Annotated in this window: 17 protein-coding genes and 1 pseudogene; 8 read left to right on the plus strand and 10 right to left on the minus strand. The window is 45.5% G+C overall.

The features are described 5' to 3' along the window. The first annotated feature begins 10 nt into the window (after positions 1-10). A complete protein-coding gene (locus IQQ51_RS09655; RefSeq protein WP_048609928.1) occupies positions 11-400 on the plus strand; it encodes a VOC family protein in 390 nt (129 codons plus the stop codon). Between the two features lie 51 nt (positions 401-451). Further along, complete coding sequence (locus IQQ51_RS09660) at positions 452-976, plus strand: hypothetical protein (RefSeq protein ID WP_193840918.1); 525 nt, start codon at positions 452-454, stop codon at positions 974-976. 47 nt (positions 977-1,023) lie between these two features. On the opposite strand, the gene IQQ51_RS09665 is transcribed toward IQQ51_RS09660, so the two are convergent. Both IQQ51_RS09665 and IQQ51_RS09670 read right to left on the minus strand, forming a co-directional pair. After that, complete coding sequence (locus tag IQQ51_RS09665) at positions 1,024-2,403, minus strand: hypothetical protein (protein WP_193840919.1); 1,380 nt, start codon at positions 2,401-2,403, stop codon at positions 1,024-1,026. A gap of 61 nt (positions 2,404-2,464) precedes the next feature. Then, positions 2,465-4,027: a bifunctional metallophosphatase/5'-nucleotidase gene (locus IQQ51_RS09670; protein WP_193840920.1), complete on the minus strand. Its 1,563-nt coding sequence runs from the start codon at positions 4,025-4,027 to the stop codon at positions 2,465-2,467. 317 nt (positions 4,028-4,344) lie between these two features. On the opposite strand from IQQ51_RS09670, the gene IQQ51_RS09675 reads away from it, so the two are divergent. From IQQ51_RS09675 to IQQ51_RS09685, 3 genes and pseudogenes are all read left to right on the plus strand, one after another. Next, complete coding sequence (locus IQQ51_RS09675) at positions 4,345-5,784, plus strand: 6-phospho-beta-glucosidase (protein ID WP_193840921.1); 1,440 nt, start codon at positions 4,345-4,347, stop codon at positions 5,782-5,784. 96 nt (positions 5,785-5,880) lie between these two features. Continuing rightward, positions 5,881-6,882, plus strand: a pseudogene (locus tag IQQ51_RS09680) (LacI family DNA-binding transcriptional regulator); the annotation flags it as partial. 203 nt (positions 6,883-7,085) lie between these two features. Then, entirely contained in the window at positions 7,086-7,649 is a 564-nt protein-coding gene (locus tag IQQ51_RS09685) for a sugar O-acetyltransferase (protein WP_193840923.1), read from the plus strand. A 92-nt stretch (positions 7,650-7,741) separates the two neighbouring features. Here IQQ51_RS09685 and IQQ51_RS09690 read toward each other — a convergent pair whose 3' ends face one another. Then, the gene (locus tag IQQ51_RS09690) at positions 7,742-8,929 is read right to left on the minus strand and encodes an MFS transporter (protein ID WP_029222798.1); all 1,188 of its coding nucleotides are present in this window, start codon (positions 8,927-8,929) and stop codon (positions 7,742-7,744) included. Positions 8,930-9,175: 246 nt separating this feature from the next. On the opposite strand from IQQ51_RS09690, the gene IQQ51_RS09695 reads away from it, so the two are divergent. Further along, complete coding sequence (locus IQQ51_RS09695) at positions 9,176-10,057, plus strand: LysR family transcriptional regulator (protein WP_193840924.1); 882 nt, start codon at positions 9,176-9,178, stop codon at positions 10,055-10,057. 120 nt (positions 10,058-10,177) lie between these two features. Here the strand turns inward: IQQ51_RS09695 and IQQ51_RS09700 are convergent, their stop codons facing one another. The 4 genes from IQQ51_RS09700 to IQQ51_RS09715 all read right to left on the minus strand — a co-directional run bounded on the left by IQQ51_RS09700 (position 10,178) and on the right by IQQ51_RS09715 (position 12,916). After that, positions 10,178-10,468: a putative quinol monooxygenase gene (locus IQQ51_RS09700; protein WP_017062386.1), complete on the minus strand. Its 291-nt coding sequence runs from the start codon at positions 10,466-10,468 to the stop codon at positions 10,178-10,180. Positions 10,469-10,675: 207 nt separating this feature from the next. Beyond that, positions 10,676-11,173 carry a hypothetical protein gene (locus tag IQQ51_RS09705; protein ID WP_193840925.1) on the minus strand — a complete coding sequence of 166 codons (498 nt, stop codon included), beginning with the start codon at positions 11,171-11,173 and terminating at the stop codon, positions 10,676-10,678. Between the two features lie 222 nt (positions 11,174-11,395). After that, entirely contained in the window at positions 11,396-12,187 is a 792-nt protein-coding gene (locus IQQ51_RS09710; RefSeq protein WP_048609909.1) for an oxalate:formate antiporter, read from the minus strand. Positions 12,188-12,349: 162 nt separating this feature from the next. Continuing rightward, a complete protein-coding gene (locus IQQ51_RS09715) occupies positions 12,350-12,916 on the minus strand; it encodes a dihydrofolate reductase family protein (protein WP_193840926.1) in 567 nt (188 codons plus the stop codon). Between the two features lie 60 nt (positions 12,917-12,976). Between IQQ51_RS09715 and IQQ51_RS09720 the strand changes: the two genes are divergently transcribed. Both IQQ51_RS09720 and IQQ51_RS09725 read left to right on the plus strand, forming a co-directional pair. Next, on the plus strand, positions 12,977-13,540 hold the full coding sequence (locus IQQ51_RS09720) for a TetR/AcrR family transcriptional regulator (protein WP_193840927.1): 564 nt from the start codon (positions 12,977-12,979) through the stop codon (positions 13,538-13,540). A 161-nt stretch (positions 13,541-13,701) separates the two neighbouring features. Beyond that, positions 13,702-15,234, plus strand: a complete 1,533-nt coding sequence (locus tag IQQ51_RS09725) for a phospholipase D family protein (protein WP_059017673.1) — start codon at positions 13,702-13,704, stop codon at positions 15,232-15,234. Between the two features lie 152 nt (positions 15,235-15,386). On the opposite strand, the gene nfsA is transcribed toward IQQ51_RS09725, so the two are convergent. The 3 genes from nfsA to IQQ51_RS09740 form a co-directional block, all read right to left on the minus strand. Next, positions 15,387-16,109, minus strand: coding sequence for an oxygen-insensitive NADPH nitroreductase (gene nfsA / locus IQQ51_RS09730; RefSeq protein WP_012600115.1), 723 nt, complete (start codon positions 16,107-16,109; stop codon positions 15,387-15,389). A gap of 227 nt (positions 16,110-16,336) precedes the next feature. Next, positions 16,337-17,449 (minus strand): OmpP1/FadL family transporter, encoded by a 1,113-nt coding sequence (locus IQQ51_RS09735; RefSeq protein WP_193840928.1) that lies wholly within the window; start codon positions 17,447-17,449, stop codon positions 16,337-16,339. Positions 17,450-17,589: 140 nt separating this feature from the next. After that, the coding region (locus IQQ51_RS09740) for a DUF1254 domain-containing protein (protein WP_228012777.1) at positions 17,590-18,663 on the minus strand (1,074 nt) is incomplete at its 5' end.

An 18,663-nucleotide genomic window follows, 5' to 3' on the forward strand; every position in this document is an offset into this window, starting at 1 on the left:
GGCAAACAAAATGAAGATTGAACACATCGCAATTTGGACCAAAAAACTCGAAGTTTTGAAGAGATTTTACGAAGACTATTTCGGTGCGACATCGAACTCAAAATATCACAACCCAACCAAAGGGTTTTCTTCGTACTTCCTCTCATTTGAAACTGGAAGCCGCCTAGAGATCATGGAAATGGATTCGGTGCCTGAATCGAAAGATGACATCTATGATCAGTTTACAGGCTTTGTTCATATGGCGATTTCATTGGGGTCGGAGCAAGCGGTCGATGCACTCACTCAACGCTTGGTCGAAGACGGCTATGAGCGCTTAGATGGCCCAAGAAGAACAGGGGATGGCTATTATGAGAGCTGTGTACTCGATCCTGATGGTAATCGTTTGGAACTTACCGTTTAATGTAGAGACTTAATTGAGTTACTCATCTACTAACGGAACTGAGGTATTACAATGATGAAGCGTGCTGTGACTTTCCTTTTTAGTCTTGGGCTTATGGGATGTGCTACCTCAGAACCGGCGTATGAGCAGGAGACGGACTCGAAACCTGAACCATCACAACCTATAGGTTACCTCGGTTTTAAAGCTCACCAAGAGTGGGCGATTCAGTTCAATGATTGCACGGTCTACGATTTAATCGGCGCACAACCTTACCAGTGGTTTGATCGCACCTCAGCCTCTGTGAGCTGTTATACGTTCAAGCCAAACGATGCCATCGAGCCATTATCAGTCTATGCCGACGCAAACTTCGACAGTAATAAGCTAACCCCGATTAACCACTTTCAAGAGCTGCAGGTATCAGAGTCAGGTTGGGGCAAGTTTCCTGCCGTCTATGAGGCAAACGGCACCAATTGGCTGAAAGTCAAAGAGGGTTGGATTCACCTCACACTAGCCGATCAGACACTCGTACAGTTCTACCCTGGCATTCAAAACCTATCTGGTAAATCGCAGCATGATCAGTATTTTGAGCAGCATTGATGTTGGGGTGCCATTCGTTCTTATTATGATAAGAGGTTTGTACAACTTTATTTGGAAGCTGAGGCGTTGAGTGCTGTGACTATTTCTAGAATTGATTCGAATTCACATTCGGCGAAACATTGGCGTCTATCTTGGCTATAGGTGAAGTTGTATAAGTAGTTGAATATGGTACGCCAATGCTGCGACATCTGGTAAGAAATGGTCTTTTGATACTGGGTTGGTAGCCATTGAATTAGCTGGTTTAAGTAGTCTTGGTGCCATTCCGTGCCGTTGAATTCAAGGCTAGGCTCTTTGTTTGCAGTTAGAGCGCATAGAGTGACATCCCAATAGCCGCTTGGATATTGCTTGGTTTGAGTCGACCAGTTTTCTCCCCACCAACCAATACTCTTTTGCTCAATATCAGTCTCGGAATTGTTTTCCGAGGGTGTTGTGTATAGGTAATAAAGATTGTAACGACCAGCCATTATACCTTGGGTAAGATTGGTGATAGCGCCGCCGCGAATGAAACTCTCGTGTTCTAGAAAGAAGTCGAATCGGTGATGTTGAGGCAATATTTTAGACAAACTTATCCAATGGGCGTGGGCTGCATAGACGGGTCGAAGCACGCTTCCTTCATTGGACTGACACTCCATTTGATAGGTGTAACCTAATTCATCAAATTTACTTCGAGAGAAAATCTTATCGTAAGTCGCTTGAACGGTTGCTAAAGGTGAAGTTGACGACTCATCCGTTGTTTCGACGGAGTCTAAGTAGTAACGCCCTGCGGGGCTGTTCTGTGTGTCATGTCGATAAAAGTTGTCAGTGTCTAAGACATGGAAACCATACTGGCTTTCGGTAGTCGAAAGGTTCCAGCATTTCAGGGTATTTCCTTTTCCTGAGCGTGATAAAAATACGAAGCTTGAGGTGTGCAGCGACATGCTGCTTTCGGCCTTGCTAAGATACTTTTGAATCAGCAGTTGATTGAACTCTCGCAGCAATTGAGCCAACTGTTTTATGCGTGCGTAGAACAATTTGCTATTGAGTTGAGATAACCGTTGAAGATCTTTAGGTGAAATGCCAGAAGTGAGCAGCGTTAACAAAGGCTGCAGTTTGCTGCTGGTCTTGTGCGGATTGAGTAGGCTGAACACCGTTGAGCATTGTTTGCATTTAACACGCGGTGTGCCGATCTTTGTGCTCCCATAGGCACTGGTTTCAGTGTGTTTTAAGCAAGTAGGGCATTCAATCTCAGGCAAGCGGAGTTGATTAGTTTCGATTTGCTTTGCTAAAGCGAGGATCGGCTCGTTTTCCAGTATCGGAGTAAATGCCCCACACAAGGGGCATTTATAAGACGCGAAGCCTAATTGAGAGCTGCGCTGATAAAGGCTTAGATCAGGATTAGCTAGGTTAAAACAGTTATATGTTTTACAGCAATTGAACTGAGTTCTCATGAGTGTTGTACCTGCTAATCCCTTATACGTATCCTATGACGTAGGTTGTTGGATATCTCTATTACTGACGACTTACATCGACTTGACGACCAAGTTCAGGAACTGTGATGTTTTTACGTTCTTGGAAACCTTCAATCAGTACTTGCATGACCGGATCTCCGTTCGATAGTGTTTCGCCTTTATTAAATACAGTGTAACCATCGCCGCCACTTGCCGCGTATGAATACGTCGCAACTTTGTACTTCTGATTCTTGGTTACGGACTCGCCGTTGATACTCAAGCTAATCAAACGCTCACCTTCCGGTTGTGTACTGTCGTAAGTGGCTTTGATCCCTGAGAATTGCGCCAGACCGTAAGGTAATGTGTAGCTGTATTCCAGCAGCTCTTGAACGTTGTCACCTGTTAATTCAACCACAGTTAGTGTGTCAGTAAACGGGAAAAGGTTCATTACATTTTCACGAGTGACTGCACCTGGATTTAGGTCAACACGAAGGCTGCCTGAGCTGATCATCGCGATGTCAGCTTGGCCTGCATCTTTCATCAAATCAGCCACTAGGTTGCCAACATTTGACTCTCGATAGTAACGGCGTGATGCGGCTTTATCTAGGGTAGAAAGCTGATCGGCTAATGTTGGGTGAGCATCGCGAATTTTCTGAATCAATGCGTAAGTCGCTTCGTCACGCTCTAATTTGGCAGATTCAACGGGAATCAATTTTCCGCCTAAGAATGTCACATCATGCTTTTCGGTATCGACGGTAAATTTGGTGTAGCCAAGGTGCATGCCTTGACCAAAGGTTAAACCAATAACCGTGCCTGTTTTTGGATGAACGACTGGTTCAACTAAACCATTGTCAGAGTGGCCCCCGAAGATCACATCAACACCTTTGAGCTTTCCGGCCATTTCGTAGTCTTCATCGAATCCGCGCTGAACTTCTGCATCGGCTTCTTTGTCGGTTTGCATTGGCGCCGTCTTGTTTTGGTGCGTTAGTACTACGATCATGTCAACATCATCGCGGATCTTATCAGCCCATTGTTGAGCGATTTCCGTAGGATCTTTGACGGTTAGCCCTTTACGGTTTCCTTTCCACATTGTGTTGTAGAACGCATCAATTCCCATGACACCAATTACGCCGATTTTAACGCCATCACGCTCAAGGATTGTGTAAGGTTGAGCAAACATCGAATCAGAAGCTTCATGGAAGATATTCGCGTTGAGCACAGGGAAACGAGCACGCGGCATAGTTTCTACCAGTGATACCCAACCGTATTCGAATTCATGATTACCCAGTGTGATTACGTCATAACCCATTGAGTTATACAGGTCGAAAGGCAGCTTACCTTTCGATTTTTTAGAGAGTGCGCCCGTATAAATATCACCAGCGTCTAATAGAAAACTGGTTCCTTCTTCAGCTTGAACGTTTTTGATCAACGTCGCCAAGTAAGGGATACCGCCAATCAGCTCAATGTCATCATTCCAGAACGCGTCTACGGGTTCGTAAACACTTTCAATATCGTTGGTATGAAGCAGAGTGATCTCTTTTATTTCGGCTAAGGTTGGCATTGAAGCCACTGTCGTTAATACGGAGACAGCAAAGCATAAAGGTTTCATTTTAAGGTTTTTCATAGCGTGCTCATGTCAGTGAAGGAAACGTTTGCCATTTTAGTGAGCACGAGTGGGATGAGTGTGCGCTAAAGCACAGTCTTTAGCCTAGATTGATCCTAGAAATTAAGAAATTACCTTTTGAGTTGGTTTTAATGAAAGGAGTCATGTGGGCTGGTATGAGCTCAAATTGATCCTAAGTTTGATCATAAAAAGATCAAAAAGGCATTGCTGAAATCGGTTTCAATCTGTATCTTTGCTTCTATTGAAATCGGTTTCAGAGTTGCAATGAGCTCTCTAATCCTGATCTTTTTCACGAATAACTTGTAGCGAGTAATGGTATGAACAACGAATTTCCGAACGATTTTTTATGGGGTGGTGCGGTTGCTGCACATCAACTAGAAGGCGGCTGGGATGCGAATGGTAAAGGTGTCAGTGTTGTTGATGTATTAACAGCGGGCGCTCATGGTGTACAACGTCGAATCACCGATGGCGTGATTGATGGCGAAAACTATCCAAACCAAGTCGCAGTGGATTTCTACCATCGCTACAAAGAAGACATTAGGTTATTCGCTGAGATGGGGTTTAAGTGTTTCCGTACCAGTATTGCTTGGACGCGTATTTTCCCAAATGGCGATGAAGCTGAGCCATGTGAAGCGGGTTTAGCATTTTACGATGATCTGTTTGATGAGCTGTTGAAATACGACATTCAGCCTGTGGTCACACTGAGCCACTTTGAAATGCCTTACCATCTAGCTAACGAATATGGCGGCTGGATGAACCGTAAAGTGATCGACTTCTTCGTTAAGTATTCAACTACGGTGATGGAGCGATACCAACACAAAGTGAAATACTGGATGACGTTTAACGAGATCAACAACCAGATGAACACTTCGGCAGACATCTTCGGTTGGTTGTGCTCTGGTGTTAAGTTTCCGCAATGTGAAAAGCCGCAAGAAGCCATGTATCAAGCGGTTCACCATCAGTTTGTAGCCAGTGCTTTGGTGGTTAAGAAAGGTCACGAGATCAATCCAGATCTTCAAATTGGCGCAATGTGTGCGATGGTGCCTTTCTACCCTCGATCTTCAAAGCCAGAAGACATCATGGTGGCGCAGCAAGCGATGCGTGACCGTTACTTCTTCTCGGATGTGATGGTTCGCGGTCATTACCCAAATTACGCTAAGCGTGATTGGGCAATCAAAGGCTTCAACATTGAGATGCAGCCTGAAGATGAGCAGATCTTGAAAGAAGGTAAAGCGGATTACCTTGGCTTTAGCTACTACATGTCTAATACCTTGGATTCTTCTTCTCACCAATCGACTGAAGAAGCGATGGACGGCGGTCATGAGAACTCGGTTGATAACCCGTTCATCCAGTCTAGCGATTGGGGCTGGCCAATTGATCCAACGGGTTTACGTTTCTGTTTAGCGTCTCTGTATGAACGTTATGAAGTGCCATTGTTCATCGTTGAAAACGGTTTTGGTGCGGTTGATACCATTGAAGAAGATGGCAGCATTAATGACGATTACCGCATCGCTTACCTTGGCGACCACATCAAAGAGATGAAAAAAGCCGTTGCGATTGATGGTGTTGACTTGATGGGTTATACCCCTTGGGGCTGTATCGATTTAGTGTCGTTCACCACGGGTGAGATGAAAAAACGCTACGGATTCATTTACGTAGATAAGCACAACGATCAATCTGGTTCTCTAGAACGCAAGCGCAAGAAGTCGTTTGAGTGGTATAAAGGCGTGATTGCATCTAACGGTGCCACTATTTAGAATGCATTTCCCAGCGCAGTTATGTGAACTGTGAGCTGTCATTTTGCAATGAATTAGTCGGCTTATGTCGGCTAATTTTTTAGAAAGGAACATAAGCGAATGGTAACCATGCTTGATGTCGCGAACCGCGCAGGCGTATCTAAATCGACCGTTTCTCGTGTCTTAAATGGCAAGAACATCGTGCGCCCAGATGTGGTGAAAAAGGTATTTGATGCGATTCAAGAAACAGGTTATCGACCGAACTTGTTGGCTCAGCAATTGGCGACCAAGAAGACCAATTTCATCGGCTTTGTAATCACCAATGAGTTGTTCAATGGCCCTTACTTCTCTTCCTTGATGTATCACGCGGCTTCTTATAGCGAAAAGTCGAATCACCAGCTGGTGATCACCGATGGTAAACACAGCGCAGAAGACGAAAGAAAGGCGATCAACTTCCTGCTGGATATGAAGTGCGCGGGCATCATCATTTATCCGCAATGCTTAGCTGAAAGTGAGATTGCAAAGATCATCGAAAGCACTGACACACCGATTTTGGTGCTCAACCGAGAAATGCCGTCGAAGCCTAATCATGCTATCACCACCGACCATTATCAGAGCGCTTGTTTGATGGTGGAACACATCATCGAACAGGGTCATACAGAGATTGCGGTTATTCGTGGTAAAGCCGGTTCTTCGACCGATGAGCTGCGTTACCAAGCCTATCAAGATGTGCTAACTAAACATGGTATTGCATTGGATGAGGCCAAAGTTGTTCAAGGTGATTGGACGATGGAGAGCGGTTATCACGCGGCTCAGGCTCTGGTAAAAAGCAAAGTAACATTCACTGCTATCTTGTCGGAAAACGATGACATGGCGATAGGTGCGATTAAGGCGTTAACCGAACTTGGGTATTCATTACCTCAAGATGTTTCTATCGTTGGTTTTGATAACAGCAAAGTGGGGGCGTTTTTAACGCCAAGCTTAACGTCTGTTAGTGTGCCATTAGAGCAAATGACGCAAAAGGCGATCCTCCAAATTGTCGGTGAAACGGAACAAGCGACGACCATCAATACCACTGGCAGTTTGGTGTTGCGTGATTCGATCGCGAAGCTAGATTAGCACGGATTTAACTTTGTTATTCATCTACAAAAAGTGACGAGCTGCGCATCTCTTAAACCAAGCTTAAACACTCCTTATTCACTGTTATTTAGATGTGCGATATTGCGTTTTTTGGTCGATGAATTGACCACCATTAGTTAAGTAATGTGAAGCTAGATAAGTAATATGAAAATAGCTAATTGATGTGAGAACAGGTAAGTAACGTGAAAACAGAAAAAAAAAAGATGCTAGCAGGTGAGCCTTATCAGGCTTGGGATAAAGAGCTTTATGCCGCTCGTATCGAATGTCGCAAGGTGCTTCAAAAACTCAATAACAGTATTCCTGACACATCGGAATGGGAAGCAGCAACACAAGAGCTCATTCCGGGCTGTGAAAATGCACATTTAGAACCTCCATTTCGTTGTGATTACGGCTCGAACATCAAGCTGGGCAAGAACTTCTACGCTAACTTTAACTGTGTGATTTTGGATGTGGCTGAAGTGACCATTGGCGACAATGTGCTGCTTGGCCCGAATGTTCAAATCCTGACTGCAGGTCACCCACTCGATGTGAAAGGCCGTGTAGAAGAAGGCGTTGAGTTTGGCACACCGATTAATGTTGGCGACAATGTTTGGCTTGGCGGTGGTGTAATCATCTGCCCCGGTGTCACCATTGGCGAAAACAGCGTGATTGGCGCAGGCAGTGTGGTGACCAAGGACATCCCAGCCAATGTGGTTGCCGTCGGTAATCCATGTAAAGTGCTGAAATCGATCGATAACGGACAATAATCAGATGTAAATGACAAAGCCCGAACCTAGGTTCGGGCTTTGTTTTTTCTATCCTTGCTAGATGCTAGATGCTAGATGCTAGATGCTAGATGCTAGATGCTAGATGGAACAGCTTGTTGTGCTTGCTTCTTATCTAACGCACCACTGAATCGAGTCAGAACAAGAGCGATCAAAACGATCACAGCACCTACCCAAGGGGTGTTCATTAATCCAGATTTCGCGACAATCAAACCACCGCCCCATGAGCCTAATGCGATACCGACGTTGAAGGCTGCAATGTTCAACCCAGAAGCGACATCGACTGCGTCTGGTGTGTATTTCTCAGCCAGTTTCACAACATACACTTGTAGCCCCGGAACGTTACCGAATGCGAATGCACCCCAAACCAAAATGGTAGCAACAGCTGCGTAAGGGTTTACTGCGGTAAAGTTGAATACTACCAGTACCGCGGCTAAACCAGAGAAGATAACGGTCAGTGCTTTAATCGGGCCCATCTTGTCGGCCATTTTTCCGCCCCAGATGTTACCTACCGCCACTGACACACCGTAAACCAACATGATGAGACTGATAGAGCTCGAATCAAATCCTGATACGTTTTCCAGTATCGGAGCAAGGAACGTAAACGCTGTGAATGTACCGCCATAACCTAGTGCTGTGATAGCGTAAACCAACAGCAAGCGTGGTTGAGTTAGAACCTTTAGTTGTGCCGAAATCTTCGCCGCTGGTGGTTGCTTAAGGTTGCTTGGAACCAAGATAGCGCTACCGATAAGAGCAATAAGACCAAGCAAGGCAACGATCAAGAAGGTTGCTTGCCAGCCAAAGGTTTGGCCGATGTAAGTGCCCAGTGGTACGCCTGTCACCAATGCAACCGTTAAGCCCGTAAACATGATCGCAATGGCACTGGCTGCTTTATCTTTTGAAACCAAACCTGTCGCGATGGTCGACCCAATCGAGAAGAACACACCATGGGCAAGGCCAGTCAAAATTCGTGCGGCGATCAGCGTGTTATAGCCTGGAGCTTGCCACGCCAATAAGTTACCAATGACAAACAATGCCATCACGGTCAGCAACACCGATTTACGATTCCATTTGCCGGTTAATGCCGTTAATACTGGTGCGCCAATAGCAACGCCAAGCGCGTATAAACTGACTAATAGGCCCGCCGATGGCAGAGATACATTCAAGTCGCTCGCCATGGTAGGAATCAAGCCTACGATGACAAATTCTGTGGTTCCGATGGCAAAGGCGCTGAGCGTCAATGCAAGTAATGCTAGTGGCATAATCATCTCTCTTACTGTTCTTTGTTAAATACCGAGCGCGATAAAATGGGGCAGCTTGTGACTGCAATAGGAGCGCTTCGTTTGATGGCGAGGATTATCTAGCAATATATATTTGTGATAAATGACATAATTAGCAAATAACTTTTGTTAAATTTGCAATAATTGAAGGGGTAACCGATCATTGGATTAAGCTGATGAGCACAAGCGAAATGACATTAAACAAAATGAAGATAGCGAAGGAGCCTTATGTTAACCCGTTCAGATGATTTAGAAATGGTACTCACCGTTGTCGATGCTGGTGGTTTTTCTGCGGCGGCAGAGGCGCTGGATGTGCAGGTCGCCAAGGTATCTCGTTCGGTGAGTAAGGTTGAGTCGCAACTCGGCGTCTCAATATTCAACCGAACAACGAGACGCGTGGAATTGACGGAGGAAGGGCGGCAGTTTGTCGATTCAGTCAGGGTGGGATTACAAATGATCCAGAGCGCGGAAGAAGAAATCGTGTCGCGCGGTGAGTTGCCAAAAGGTCGTTTAAGAGTCGATGCCGCCAGTCCATTCGTATTCCATCAGCTAGTGCCGTTGGTGCAGTCATTCAAAGAGGCTTACCCAGACATTGAGTTGGAACTCACTTCCAACGAAGGCTTCGTTGATCTTCTCGAAAAGAGAACCGATGTTGCGATTCGAATCGGTAAGTTGTCCGATTCAACATTGCACGCTCGCCCGTTAGGAAAAAGTTTACTCCATATTGTGGCGTCACCTGATTATCTCGCTAAGCGTGGGTTCCCCACCAAACCTGAAGATTTGAGTTCACATCAAATTGTGGGTTTTGCAGGGAACAAAGTGCTTAACCATTGGCCTTTACCAAACCAAAGTTATGTAGCGCCTACTGTGACAGCCAGTAATGGTGAAACCGTGCGTCAACTAGTCTTAGCTGGAAATGGGATTGCTTGTTTATCGGGGTTTATGGTGCAGGAGGATATGGCAGCAGGGCGACTAATCCCTATTCTGGAACAAGACAAACTTACCAACACAGATCGAGAGCGAGTGAATGCGGTTTACTACAAGTCGTCATCGGTCTCTAAACGTATCTCGGCGTTTATCGATTTTATTCAGCCCCGTTTGAAGCTCTAACTAAGGCAGCTGACGATATCCGCTTAAATGAAAGAGCCCCGCTGACGTGCAGCGGGGCTTTCAAATCGAACTCGATAGCTTGTCAGTCTGCTTTCTAGTAACAGACTACTGAAACTGTACTTAAGCGATCTTAGTCATCTCGTTAAGTGTAAATGACGTAACACTGCCTTCGGTTGCTGCCATGTATTCAGCAAGGTGGGTATTACCCATGTGTGTTTGCCAAAGTTCACGCGACGTCCAGTTTTCGTAGAAAGTGAAATGTGCTGGGTTTTCATTGTCTTGGTGAAGGTCGTAGTTGATGCAGCCTTCTTCAGCGCGAGTAATATCAATCAGTTTTAGCAGCTCTGCTTTAACCAATTCAATTTTGTCTTCGTTAGCGACGATGTTTGCGACGATAGTTAGTTGAGTCATGTTCGTACCTATATTATTTTTCACCGAAATGGTGATTTGTCTGTGTATACAGCGCCACTCTTTGTTCATTGAGCTGCAGTCTGTGTCGATGGATAAATAATAGTAGGAATATTTTAAACGATAAACAGTGCTACATTTGAATTATTGTCAAAAAATAATTGATAATAACTTAGGTATTATGTGCTAATGAGCGTAGGTTAGGAGTGTTTAGAAGCCGCCCGCCCACGCATCAAAATCGTCAATGTTGTCGAGCTCTTCTTTAGTTCTTGGGGCTGGGTAATAAGGCAGAGCCAATCTTTGAGCTGAAGGTTGCAGTTCCCAATCGGGTGTAATCTTGAGTCGGGTTAATTCATCGTTGAGGCGCACAAACATATAGTAGCCGTCGGCATGGGTATTGGCGTAACTTGCGACTGTGGCGATATCGCCAGAGGGTAATTTCACATCTCGACCGAGTGGATAGAGTTGGTGCAATGCGAAACTCACTTTGGGATCTTCAAGTTTGCCTTGCTTAAAGCGTTCTAATCCGATGGCGGTTGAAGTGGTGCGCGGCTTCCACCCTGTGAGGAACAATCCACTCAAGTTATCTTGGAACGGCTTACCCTTTCGATTGCCTTCATTGGTAATGAATTGAACGGTCAGCGTGTCTCCCGATTCTTGCAGAATTTCTAAAAACTGTTCACCAGTGCGATCGACCAAAAGCTTCATAATATCCAATACCATTAAGAATGAGAGACGATAAAGGGTACTACTATAGGTCGGATTTTGATAGGAAAGGCGTTAGTGCAGAGAGATTAATAAGAAGGATTTGAAAGCCAGTGAGGGGGAGCTTTTGGTGCGAAAAAATGAAAACGCCGATAGCTTTCATACTTTCGGCGTTTAATGTGTATTAGTAATTGAACCAGACTGGTTACTGCATTTTCAGTCGCGTTAGCTCAATTCGTCTTGCACGTATTGAAGGCAAAACGACTGAGCATGTTCATCTACAGATACTTGCTCGTTGCTTCTTAATTCTAGGTAAAGCTTTACCGCTTGGTCTAAAGCGGGAATCAACGCATCACGTTCTGGCATTGAAACGGTTTTAGCGAGTTCTTGTGCAAATTCTGGCAAGCGTGCTTCAATTTTTCTCACGCCAGAGGGCGTTAAACCCGCTTGCTTTAGTGCCAGTGGAGACAATACGTTTTGACGCAGGAATGATAAGAATTCAATGGTCTCAAAGTATTCGCCACGAGCAATTTTTGTTGCAGCGTAGTGAGTCCAGATCCAGAAACGATCTTCAATCCATTGCGGGTTTGGCTGAGGGTAATCTGGTTCTGCTGTACAGAATACGTCGGTTAATAAGCTGTCTCGCTCCCACAACACGTGGTTGTTATCGACTCGTGCTGCTGCGTCTGGCAGAGAGACGAATTTGAAATCGACGTGCACTGGCTCAGGACCGAATATCGACACAATTAAACGTGGTTCACCTACGTGTTCGCCCGTGAAGGCGGCGACTTTACCACCGATCTGGTCAAGGATGCCGAATCGTTCTTGCATCACGCTGTTGTAGTCGGCTGGGTTTACCGCGATAACAAAATCTAAGTCGCTGTATTTGTCCATAGAATCAGAACCAAAAGAACCACTTGCGGCAATACCACAGATTCGAGGGTCTTGAGACAGGACATCAATCACTTTGATAAGAAGTGCTTTGTGAGGTGCTGGAAGAGTACTTGGGAAGTTCATATTTTACCTATCTTAAAAAGTTAGAACTGCATTACAGTTAGTGCGGTAAAATCAACGCAGCATTATAGAATGTCAATGTCGGCTTATATTGTCAATAGAATATAAGCCGAATAAGTTTAGATAACATTAGAAGCTATTATCTGACTGTGTAGCTAAGGCTTTCTAACGCTTACGTAAGTAATGAGTTTGCACTATCTCATCAAGGTACGTCGTGACGTCTTTCAATGTAAAATCGACGGGAGATACTAAGTCACCAAATAACGGAGACCCACCACCAAGTAAGACTGGAATGGTCGAGATGATCAGCTCGTCAATCAGGTCTTCTTTCAGGAAGTTTTGAATGGTGATGCCGCCATCGATGTACAAGTTCTTTAAGCCTTTGTTATTCAAATCCGCAACAATCTGTTCAAGCTCACCCTTCATCAAAAATACTTTACCTTCAAGCTCTTGAGGTACTTCATTTAAAGTGTTGCTCAGTACATAGACTGGCTTGCTGTAAGGCCAATCAATGCCAAAGCTCAACACCATGTCCATTGTATTACGTCCCATGACCAGTGCATCGATATGATCAGTATGAGCGTTGTAACCCATGTCGTCACCGTCTGGATTTGGAATCGCTTGCAGCCAATCTAAGCCACCTTGCTTGTCTGCAATGTAACCGTCAAGGCTGGTTGCGATGAATACAATATTTGACATTTTTAACTCCGATATCAATGAGAAACTTGGCATCTACACGGTAATAAATTAAAATATTCTACAGTGTAGAAATAAAGTTTAAGAGGTGACGGTATGACTGTCAAGGATCAGAAACGAGGTCGACCAAAGAGTGGATCAAGCCAACTCAGCGCAGAGAGAATTCTCACTATTGCTAAAAGCATGATGCGAGAGAGTGGCAAAGTGCCAAGTGTTCGAGGGTTGGCGACGGAACTCGGGGTCGATGCGATGGCTATATACTATTACTTCAAAAACAAAAACGATCTGCTTGAGGCAATCACGGTTTCTTTGATTGAAGAAGTGGCACAGCCAGAGCTGAACCAAGACTGGCGAGATAACCTTTATCGGCTCAGTGTGAGTTACTTGTCGATGCTCAACGAATATAGAGGCTTGTTAGAGACCTTACTGACCATGAAATCCCTCGGGCCGATGGAAGTTTTTAGCGAACGTTTTGAAGCGGTGTTGAGCCCGTTAGCGTTAACCGAACAGCAAACTAAAAATGCGTTGGACTTGCTGGTGGATTATTTACACGGCTACGCTTTGGCGTTGAACTGTAACCCAGACCGAACAGAGCTCACCATTGAAATGGTCGAAAAGCCGCTGAGTTTATACTGTTTGGCACTCACTCAACTTAAGTGATCTGTAGGCCAATTTAACGACCTTCAAATTTATACTGGATAATTACCTATAAATTTCAGGATTTAGCAGTAATAATCAATGAATAGATCGGAATAGCTTGTTCATTGAAAAGCTGTACGAAAAGTTTCTAAAGACGTCATCGTGAAAAGGAAGTCAGATACATGCCTGTGCTCCAACGCATCAGTTTAACGTTAATCTTAATCGCCGTTTTAGGTGGGTGTTCTTCACTTCCTGAAGGCATCGACCACCCGACAGAACCGCCAGCCTCTCCTGCACCCAGCACTTTATCGGTTCTAACCAATGAATTTCAGCCTGAAGCTTTAGAGCAAGGCACCACTGCGGTTCATCTGCAAGAGTCTGGTTGGGATGCCTTGGCACAGCGACTAGCGCTGGTCGAAAGTGCCGAGCACAGCATCGACATTCAATACTACATCTGGAACTCTGACGAATCGGGCAGATACCTAGCCAGCCGTTTGTTAGCGGCGGCCGAGCGTGGTGTTAAGGTGCGAGTGATGCTTGATGACATCAATCTTAACGAGCGCGAAGGCTTGTTATCGGCACTGGATGCGCACCCGAACGTCGAGATTCGTATCTTCAATCCAACACCAACACGCCGTGGCTTCAGTAAATGGCTGAGCTTTGTCGGTGACTTTTCTCGCTTAAATCGCCGTATGCACAATAAGTCGTTTACCGTAGATGGCATTTTGTCTGTGGTGGGCGGCCGTAATATTGGTGATGAATACTTTGACCTTTCTGATGAAATCAATTTCCGAGACCGCGATGTATTAGTCATGGGCTCGGTAGTTAACACCATCCAAACCAGTTTTGTTGAATACTGGAACAGCCGTTGGTCTTACCCTGTCGATATGCTGGGGGATGACGAACAACCTGATCTCTCGAAGATAGATAATATTGTCGTGCCGCATTATCAAAATTACCCTGAATTACCATTAGACCGTGAGGCTGCTGATAGTTTGCTGAAAGAGGTGATTGGTGAGATGACATGGGTGAATGCGCGTTTTGTTTACGATCAACCCGTCCCTGATGATTCAGACAATACCGATGAACCGAAAGCGACCGCGATTCTTTTAGGGAAATTAGCGAGCGAATCGAAACAAGAGATCTTGCTGGAATCCGCTTACCTTGTATTCGATGATGGTCAGCTTGAAGAGTGGCAAGTATTGAACAATAAGGGCGTTGAGATAAAAGCGCTAACGAACTCTATGGCCTCTAATGATCTGGTGACTAATCACTCCGCTTATGCGGGCAGACGTTACGACATGTTGGAGCATGGCATCGACCTGTTTGAGCTAAAACCAGAATCCAAGCTGTGTGAAGCATCGACTCAAGACGTGTCTAAATGTGCTCCAGAGACGGCCTATGGCTTGCACGCTAAATCAGTCGTATTCGATCGTAGCATCGCGAGCATCGGCTCATTTAACTTCAACTTGCGTTCTACCTACTTGAACACGGAATCGGTTTTGATCATCGAGAATAAAGAGATTGCTGAAACATTAGCTGACACCATTGAGCAAGCGATGAGTGAAGATAATAGCTGGCGCTTGGAACTGGAAGACGGTGATGTGTATTGGTATTCAGGCGATCAACGTTGGGACAGCGAACCTGACACTGGTCAATGGGAACGAATGCAGTCTGGCTTCCTACAGTTGTTACCGATTGAGAAATATCTGTAAGCTAGCCGCCTCCGGATAAATGAAAATGTCAGCGTATATTACGCTGACATTTTTGTTTGTGCTGTTGTTTGCTGCTAGCTCTAATCGCTTAACGGCTTAACGGCTTAACGGCTTAACGGCTTAACGGCTTAACGGCTTAACGGCTTAACGGCTTAACGCTTGGTCAGCTGCTTGCTGTTCAAGTAAGGCAGGATATGCGGGCGAGATTCGCCAGACAGTTTTTGAGTGATCTGCTGTGACCAACTGCTCTGCTTTTGGTTGCTTGAACGGCTTGCGTAGTAGCTTTGCATCGAATCATCGTAGCTGGCAATTTCATCTAGGCTCAGCGGTTGGTATTGGTTTTCGTGCATCACCACATGAGCAGGGAGGCGAGGCTTAACCTCTGGTTGTTGTGCCGGGTGACCTAAGCACATTCCGAACAATACGGCGGTGTGTTGTGGTAGTTCTAACAGTTCATCGACTTGTTGTGCGCTGTTACGCAGCCCGCCAATGTATACGCCACCCAAACCTAGAGACTCTGCAGCCAGCATGCAGTTTTGCGCCATGATGCCAGAATCGACAGCGCCAATCAGGGTCAGTTCAGTAAAGTCGGTTTTCACTTCAGGGTTAATTTGAGCGTGGCGTTGATAGTCTATACAGAACACCAAAAACTCAGCCGCGTTCTCAACGTAAGCTTGGTTACCTGCGTATTCGGCTAACAGTTTGCGCTTCTCTTTGTCTGTCACTCTCACGATAGAAACAGCCTGCAGTAAGCTCGATGATGAAGCCGCGAGACCAGCCTGAATAATCACATCAAGTTGTGCTTTTTCAATCGGTTGATTTGTATATTGACGAATGGAGCGGTGCCCCAGAATAGTTTCAATCGTGCTGTTCATAACTCTCAGACAGTCCTTGTGATGATGGCGTAGAGAATCACAATAACGACAATTACCATGAGCGTAAAGGGCGTTAGAGCCTTTCTGGTTGGCAGAATGATATTCATGAATTTAAAAGGATTGCTGTCACAGCCAATCCTTTTTTGTACGGTTTCCTGCTAGAAGCTAGAAGCTAGAAGCTAGAAGCTAGAAGCTAGAAGCTAGAATGGAACGCTCAAGAGTTCGCTTTAATGGCGAAGAGACAAAGTGATGAAATGAACTCTGTTGGTCGAGTAGCTGCCAGAAGGCTGAAATAGTCCTGAGTCCGCACTAATTTCACCATGGCCTAAATCTTGGTATTGGTAGCTCAACCCTAGATGTAAATCACTGGATATCTTCTTCTCAGCGCCGAATCCGATACGCCACTGTTTATCGAGCGGGAGTAACACATCTCTGTTTTGACTGCTCAAAGGGCTCGTGTCACCGCTCACTCCGCTGTACAGCAACCAATCCTCATATGCGTATTCCACACCAACCCCAAGAGAGTAGGTAGTGGAGTATTTGTCATCATAATCTTGCCATGTCTCCATGTTGGAGCTGAGTAGAAGGTTTAAGTCTTCATTTAATGAATGTTTCAACCCTAAGTTTAAGCTTCGAACCCACGTCAGTTCAGAGCTAATTCCAAAAGCGTTGGCGTTATCAAGGGAAAGGTCGTGATCAAATTGGCCCTGATAACTGACACCCAATTGTGTGTTGTCACTGATGTGGTGATTGAGACTCAGGCCGAACCCTAGATCAAGGCTATCTCCTTCAAGTTCGCGACCGTTCAAAGCTTGAGTTTCAAGCGCTGCGTGCTGCAATATTAAAGAACCACCAAGAGACAGTTGTTCACTAACTTGATACGACAATGACGACGTTAAGTTGAGTGCCGAAATGCTGTTTTCTTTGATCAATAAAGCGGGGTGTGCGCCAACGCCGTGTGAGTATTCAACGCCAGTACCGCCTGCTGCGTGCAATGCTGCGCCGACGACCCATTGGTCATTTAACCTTGATGCGTAAGACAGGTGAGGGAGAATATCGGTGCTGCTTCCTGTGGTAGAAGCCGAGTTATCGTCACGGACAAAAGTGGTTTCAACATCGAGGTATTGAACGCCGAGAATCCAAGCGCTTTCTTCAATAGCAGATAACCCCGCAGCATTGGTGATCACGGCGGATGCATCGTTCGCGGTTACGTTTCCCGTGCCGGCCGTACCAACGCTTTTAGTGGTCGCAATCTGAGATAGATTTAACCCTCCCGCGTGAGCAAGAGAGCTGAATATCCCTGTTACTAACAGAGACAGTGTGATGAAAGGTGTTTTCAAGAATAGAACCTTATTTTCAGTGTATGAGTTATGTTGCTAGCAGTTTGAGTCATGTATTAAGGGATAAAACGAATTGCCACGAGCGAACATTAAGAACGCAGTGGCAATTGACTTGATCGACTTAATTGACCTAATTGGGGTTAGAGTTTTTCAACTTGTGGCAGTGGGTATTCATTGTCGAGAACGGCTTGAGTTGGCTCATACAGGCGCATGTGAAGATAGAAGTCATCTTGAGGGGCTGGCAGCCAGTTACACGTTGGATCGGACGGTTTTACGTATTGAATGCATATTGGCAAGGTGCCGTCTTCTGCGTATTTCAGCTCATCTCTACGATTGGTTGAGATGGAGTAACGTTCAATGAAGTTCTCAACCATGAACAGGTTTTTAGCGTCGTACATGGTCAAAGACCAAAAGGCGTCAGCGGGTGCATCGGCAGGCATGGTCATTCGATATTGATTGTCTCCCGACAGCTGCTCGCCATTCGAGTCCGTGTATCGATTTGGGTAGAGTGCTCGCTCTGGCACATTCAAACCAGCCGCACGCATATTGATGCTCGCTCGGCTCAGGTAATCATTCCCGTAACGGCCTCCCTCGTACATCATCGACCAGCCATTATTGACATCGCCGATGCTTCGACCAGCGTATTGAATGATCTGCTGTGAAGACTCAATCGCGCGCATTAGCCCTTTTTTCTGTGCTGAGGTTAGCGCTTCAGGGTTAAAGGGGGTCGATCCTCCAATACCAATTTGTTGGAATTGATCAACGATGGCAGCATCTTCTGGAATCGGGCTTTTACGTAGTTCACGGTCAATTAGCGAATACCACTCTAACCCTTCAGGCCTCGCCATGGGTGGGATACGACCTGTCGAAGCTTTGAGCTCTACGATGTCATGCTCTGCGCCGAGTTGATCGAGTGGGTAGCTGAGGAATTTATCGTGAATAACCAGTGCGTCATTGAGGTCTTGCTCGCCAAACACGCCCGTTCGTTGAATCAACCAAACCATAGGAGTGCGAGATTCTACGACACGATCAATTCCCTCTGGTACTTCACCAGCCCATCCTTTGTTGACCAAAAGCACTTTTGAACCTTGGTCGCCTACATTCTTCACGTGCAGATCTTCAATCGAATCTGAGTAAGCATCCAATAGCTGAACAATGTAGTAACGGTTATCGGTGCGAGGAATATCAATCACCATTGGACCTGATAAATCCAG

Source organism: Vibrio sp. OPT18 (assembly GCF_015163615.1).
Taxonomy (GTDB): Bacteria; Pseudomonadota; Gammaproteobacteria; order Enterobacterales; family Vibrionaceae; genus Vibrio; species Vibrio coralliirubri.

Bases quoted from the DNA above. Each gene is read 5' to 3' on its own strand.
- IQQ51_RS09655 (WP_048609928.1), top strand. From the start codon at position 11: ATGAAGATTGAACACATCGCAATTTGGACCAAAAAACTCGAAGTTTTG.
- IQQ51_RS09660 (WP_193840918.1), top strand. From the start codon at position 452: ATGATGAAGCGTGCTGTGACTTTCCTTTTTAGTCTTGGGCTTATGGGA.
- IQQ51_RS09665 (WP_193840919.1), bottom strand. From the start codon at position 2,403: ATGAGAACTCAGTTCAATTGCTGTAAAACATATAACTGTTTTAACCTA.
- IQQ51_RS09670 (WP_193840920.1), bottom strand. From the start codon at position 4,027: ATGAAAAACCTTAAAATGAAACCTTTATGCTTTGCTGTCTCCGTATTA.
- IQQ51_RS09675 (WP_193840921.1), top strand. From the start codon at position 4,345: ATGAACAACGAATTTCCGAACGATTTTTTATGGGGTGGTGCGGTTGCT.
- IQQ51_RS09690 (WP_029222798.1), bottom strand. From the start codon at position 8,929: ATGCCACTAGCATTACTTGCATTGACGCTCAGCGCCTTTGCCATCGGA.
- IQQ51_RS09695 (WP_193840924.1), top strand. From the start codon at position 9,176: ATGTTAACCCGTTCAGATGATTTAGAAATGGTACTCACCGTTGTCGAT.
- IQQ51_RS09700 (WP_017062386.1), bottom strand. From the start codon at position 10,468: ATGACTCAACTAACTATCGTCGCAAACATCGTCGCTAACGAAGACAAA.
- IQQ51_RS09705 (WP_193840925.1), bottom strand. From the start codon at position 11,173: ATGAAGCTTTTGGTCGATCGCACTGGTGAACAGTTTTTAGAAATTCTG.
- IQQ51_RS09710 (WP_048609909.1), bottom strand. From the start codon at position 12,187: ATGAACTTCCCAAGTACTCTTCCAGCACCTCACAAAGCACTTCTTATC.
- IQQ51_RS09715 (WP_193840926.1), bottom strand. From the start codon at position 12,916: ATGCCAAGTTTCTCATTGATATCGGAGTTAAAAATGTCAAATATTGTA.
- IQQ51_RS09720 (WP_193840927.1), top strand. From the start codon at position 12,977: ATGACTGTCAAGGATCAGAAACGAGGTCGACCAAAGAGTGGATCAAGC.
- IQQ51_RS09725 (WP_059017673.1), top strand. From the start codon at position 13,702: ATGCCTGTGCTCCAACGCATCAGTTTAACGTTAATCTTAATCGCCGTT.
- nfsA (WP_012600115.1), bottom strand. From the start codon at position 16,109: ATGAACAGCACGATTGAAACTATTCTGGGGCACCGCTCCATTCGTCAA.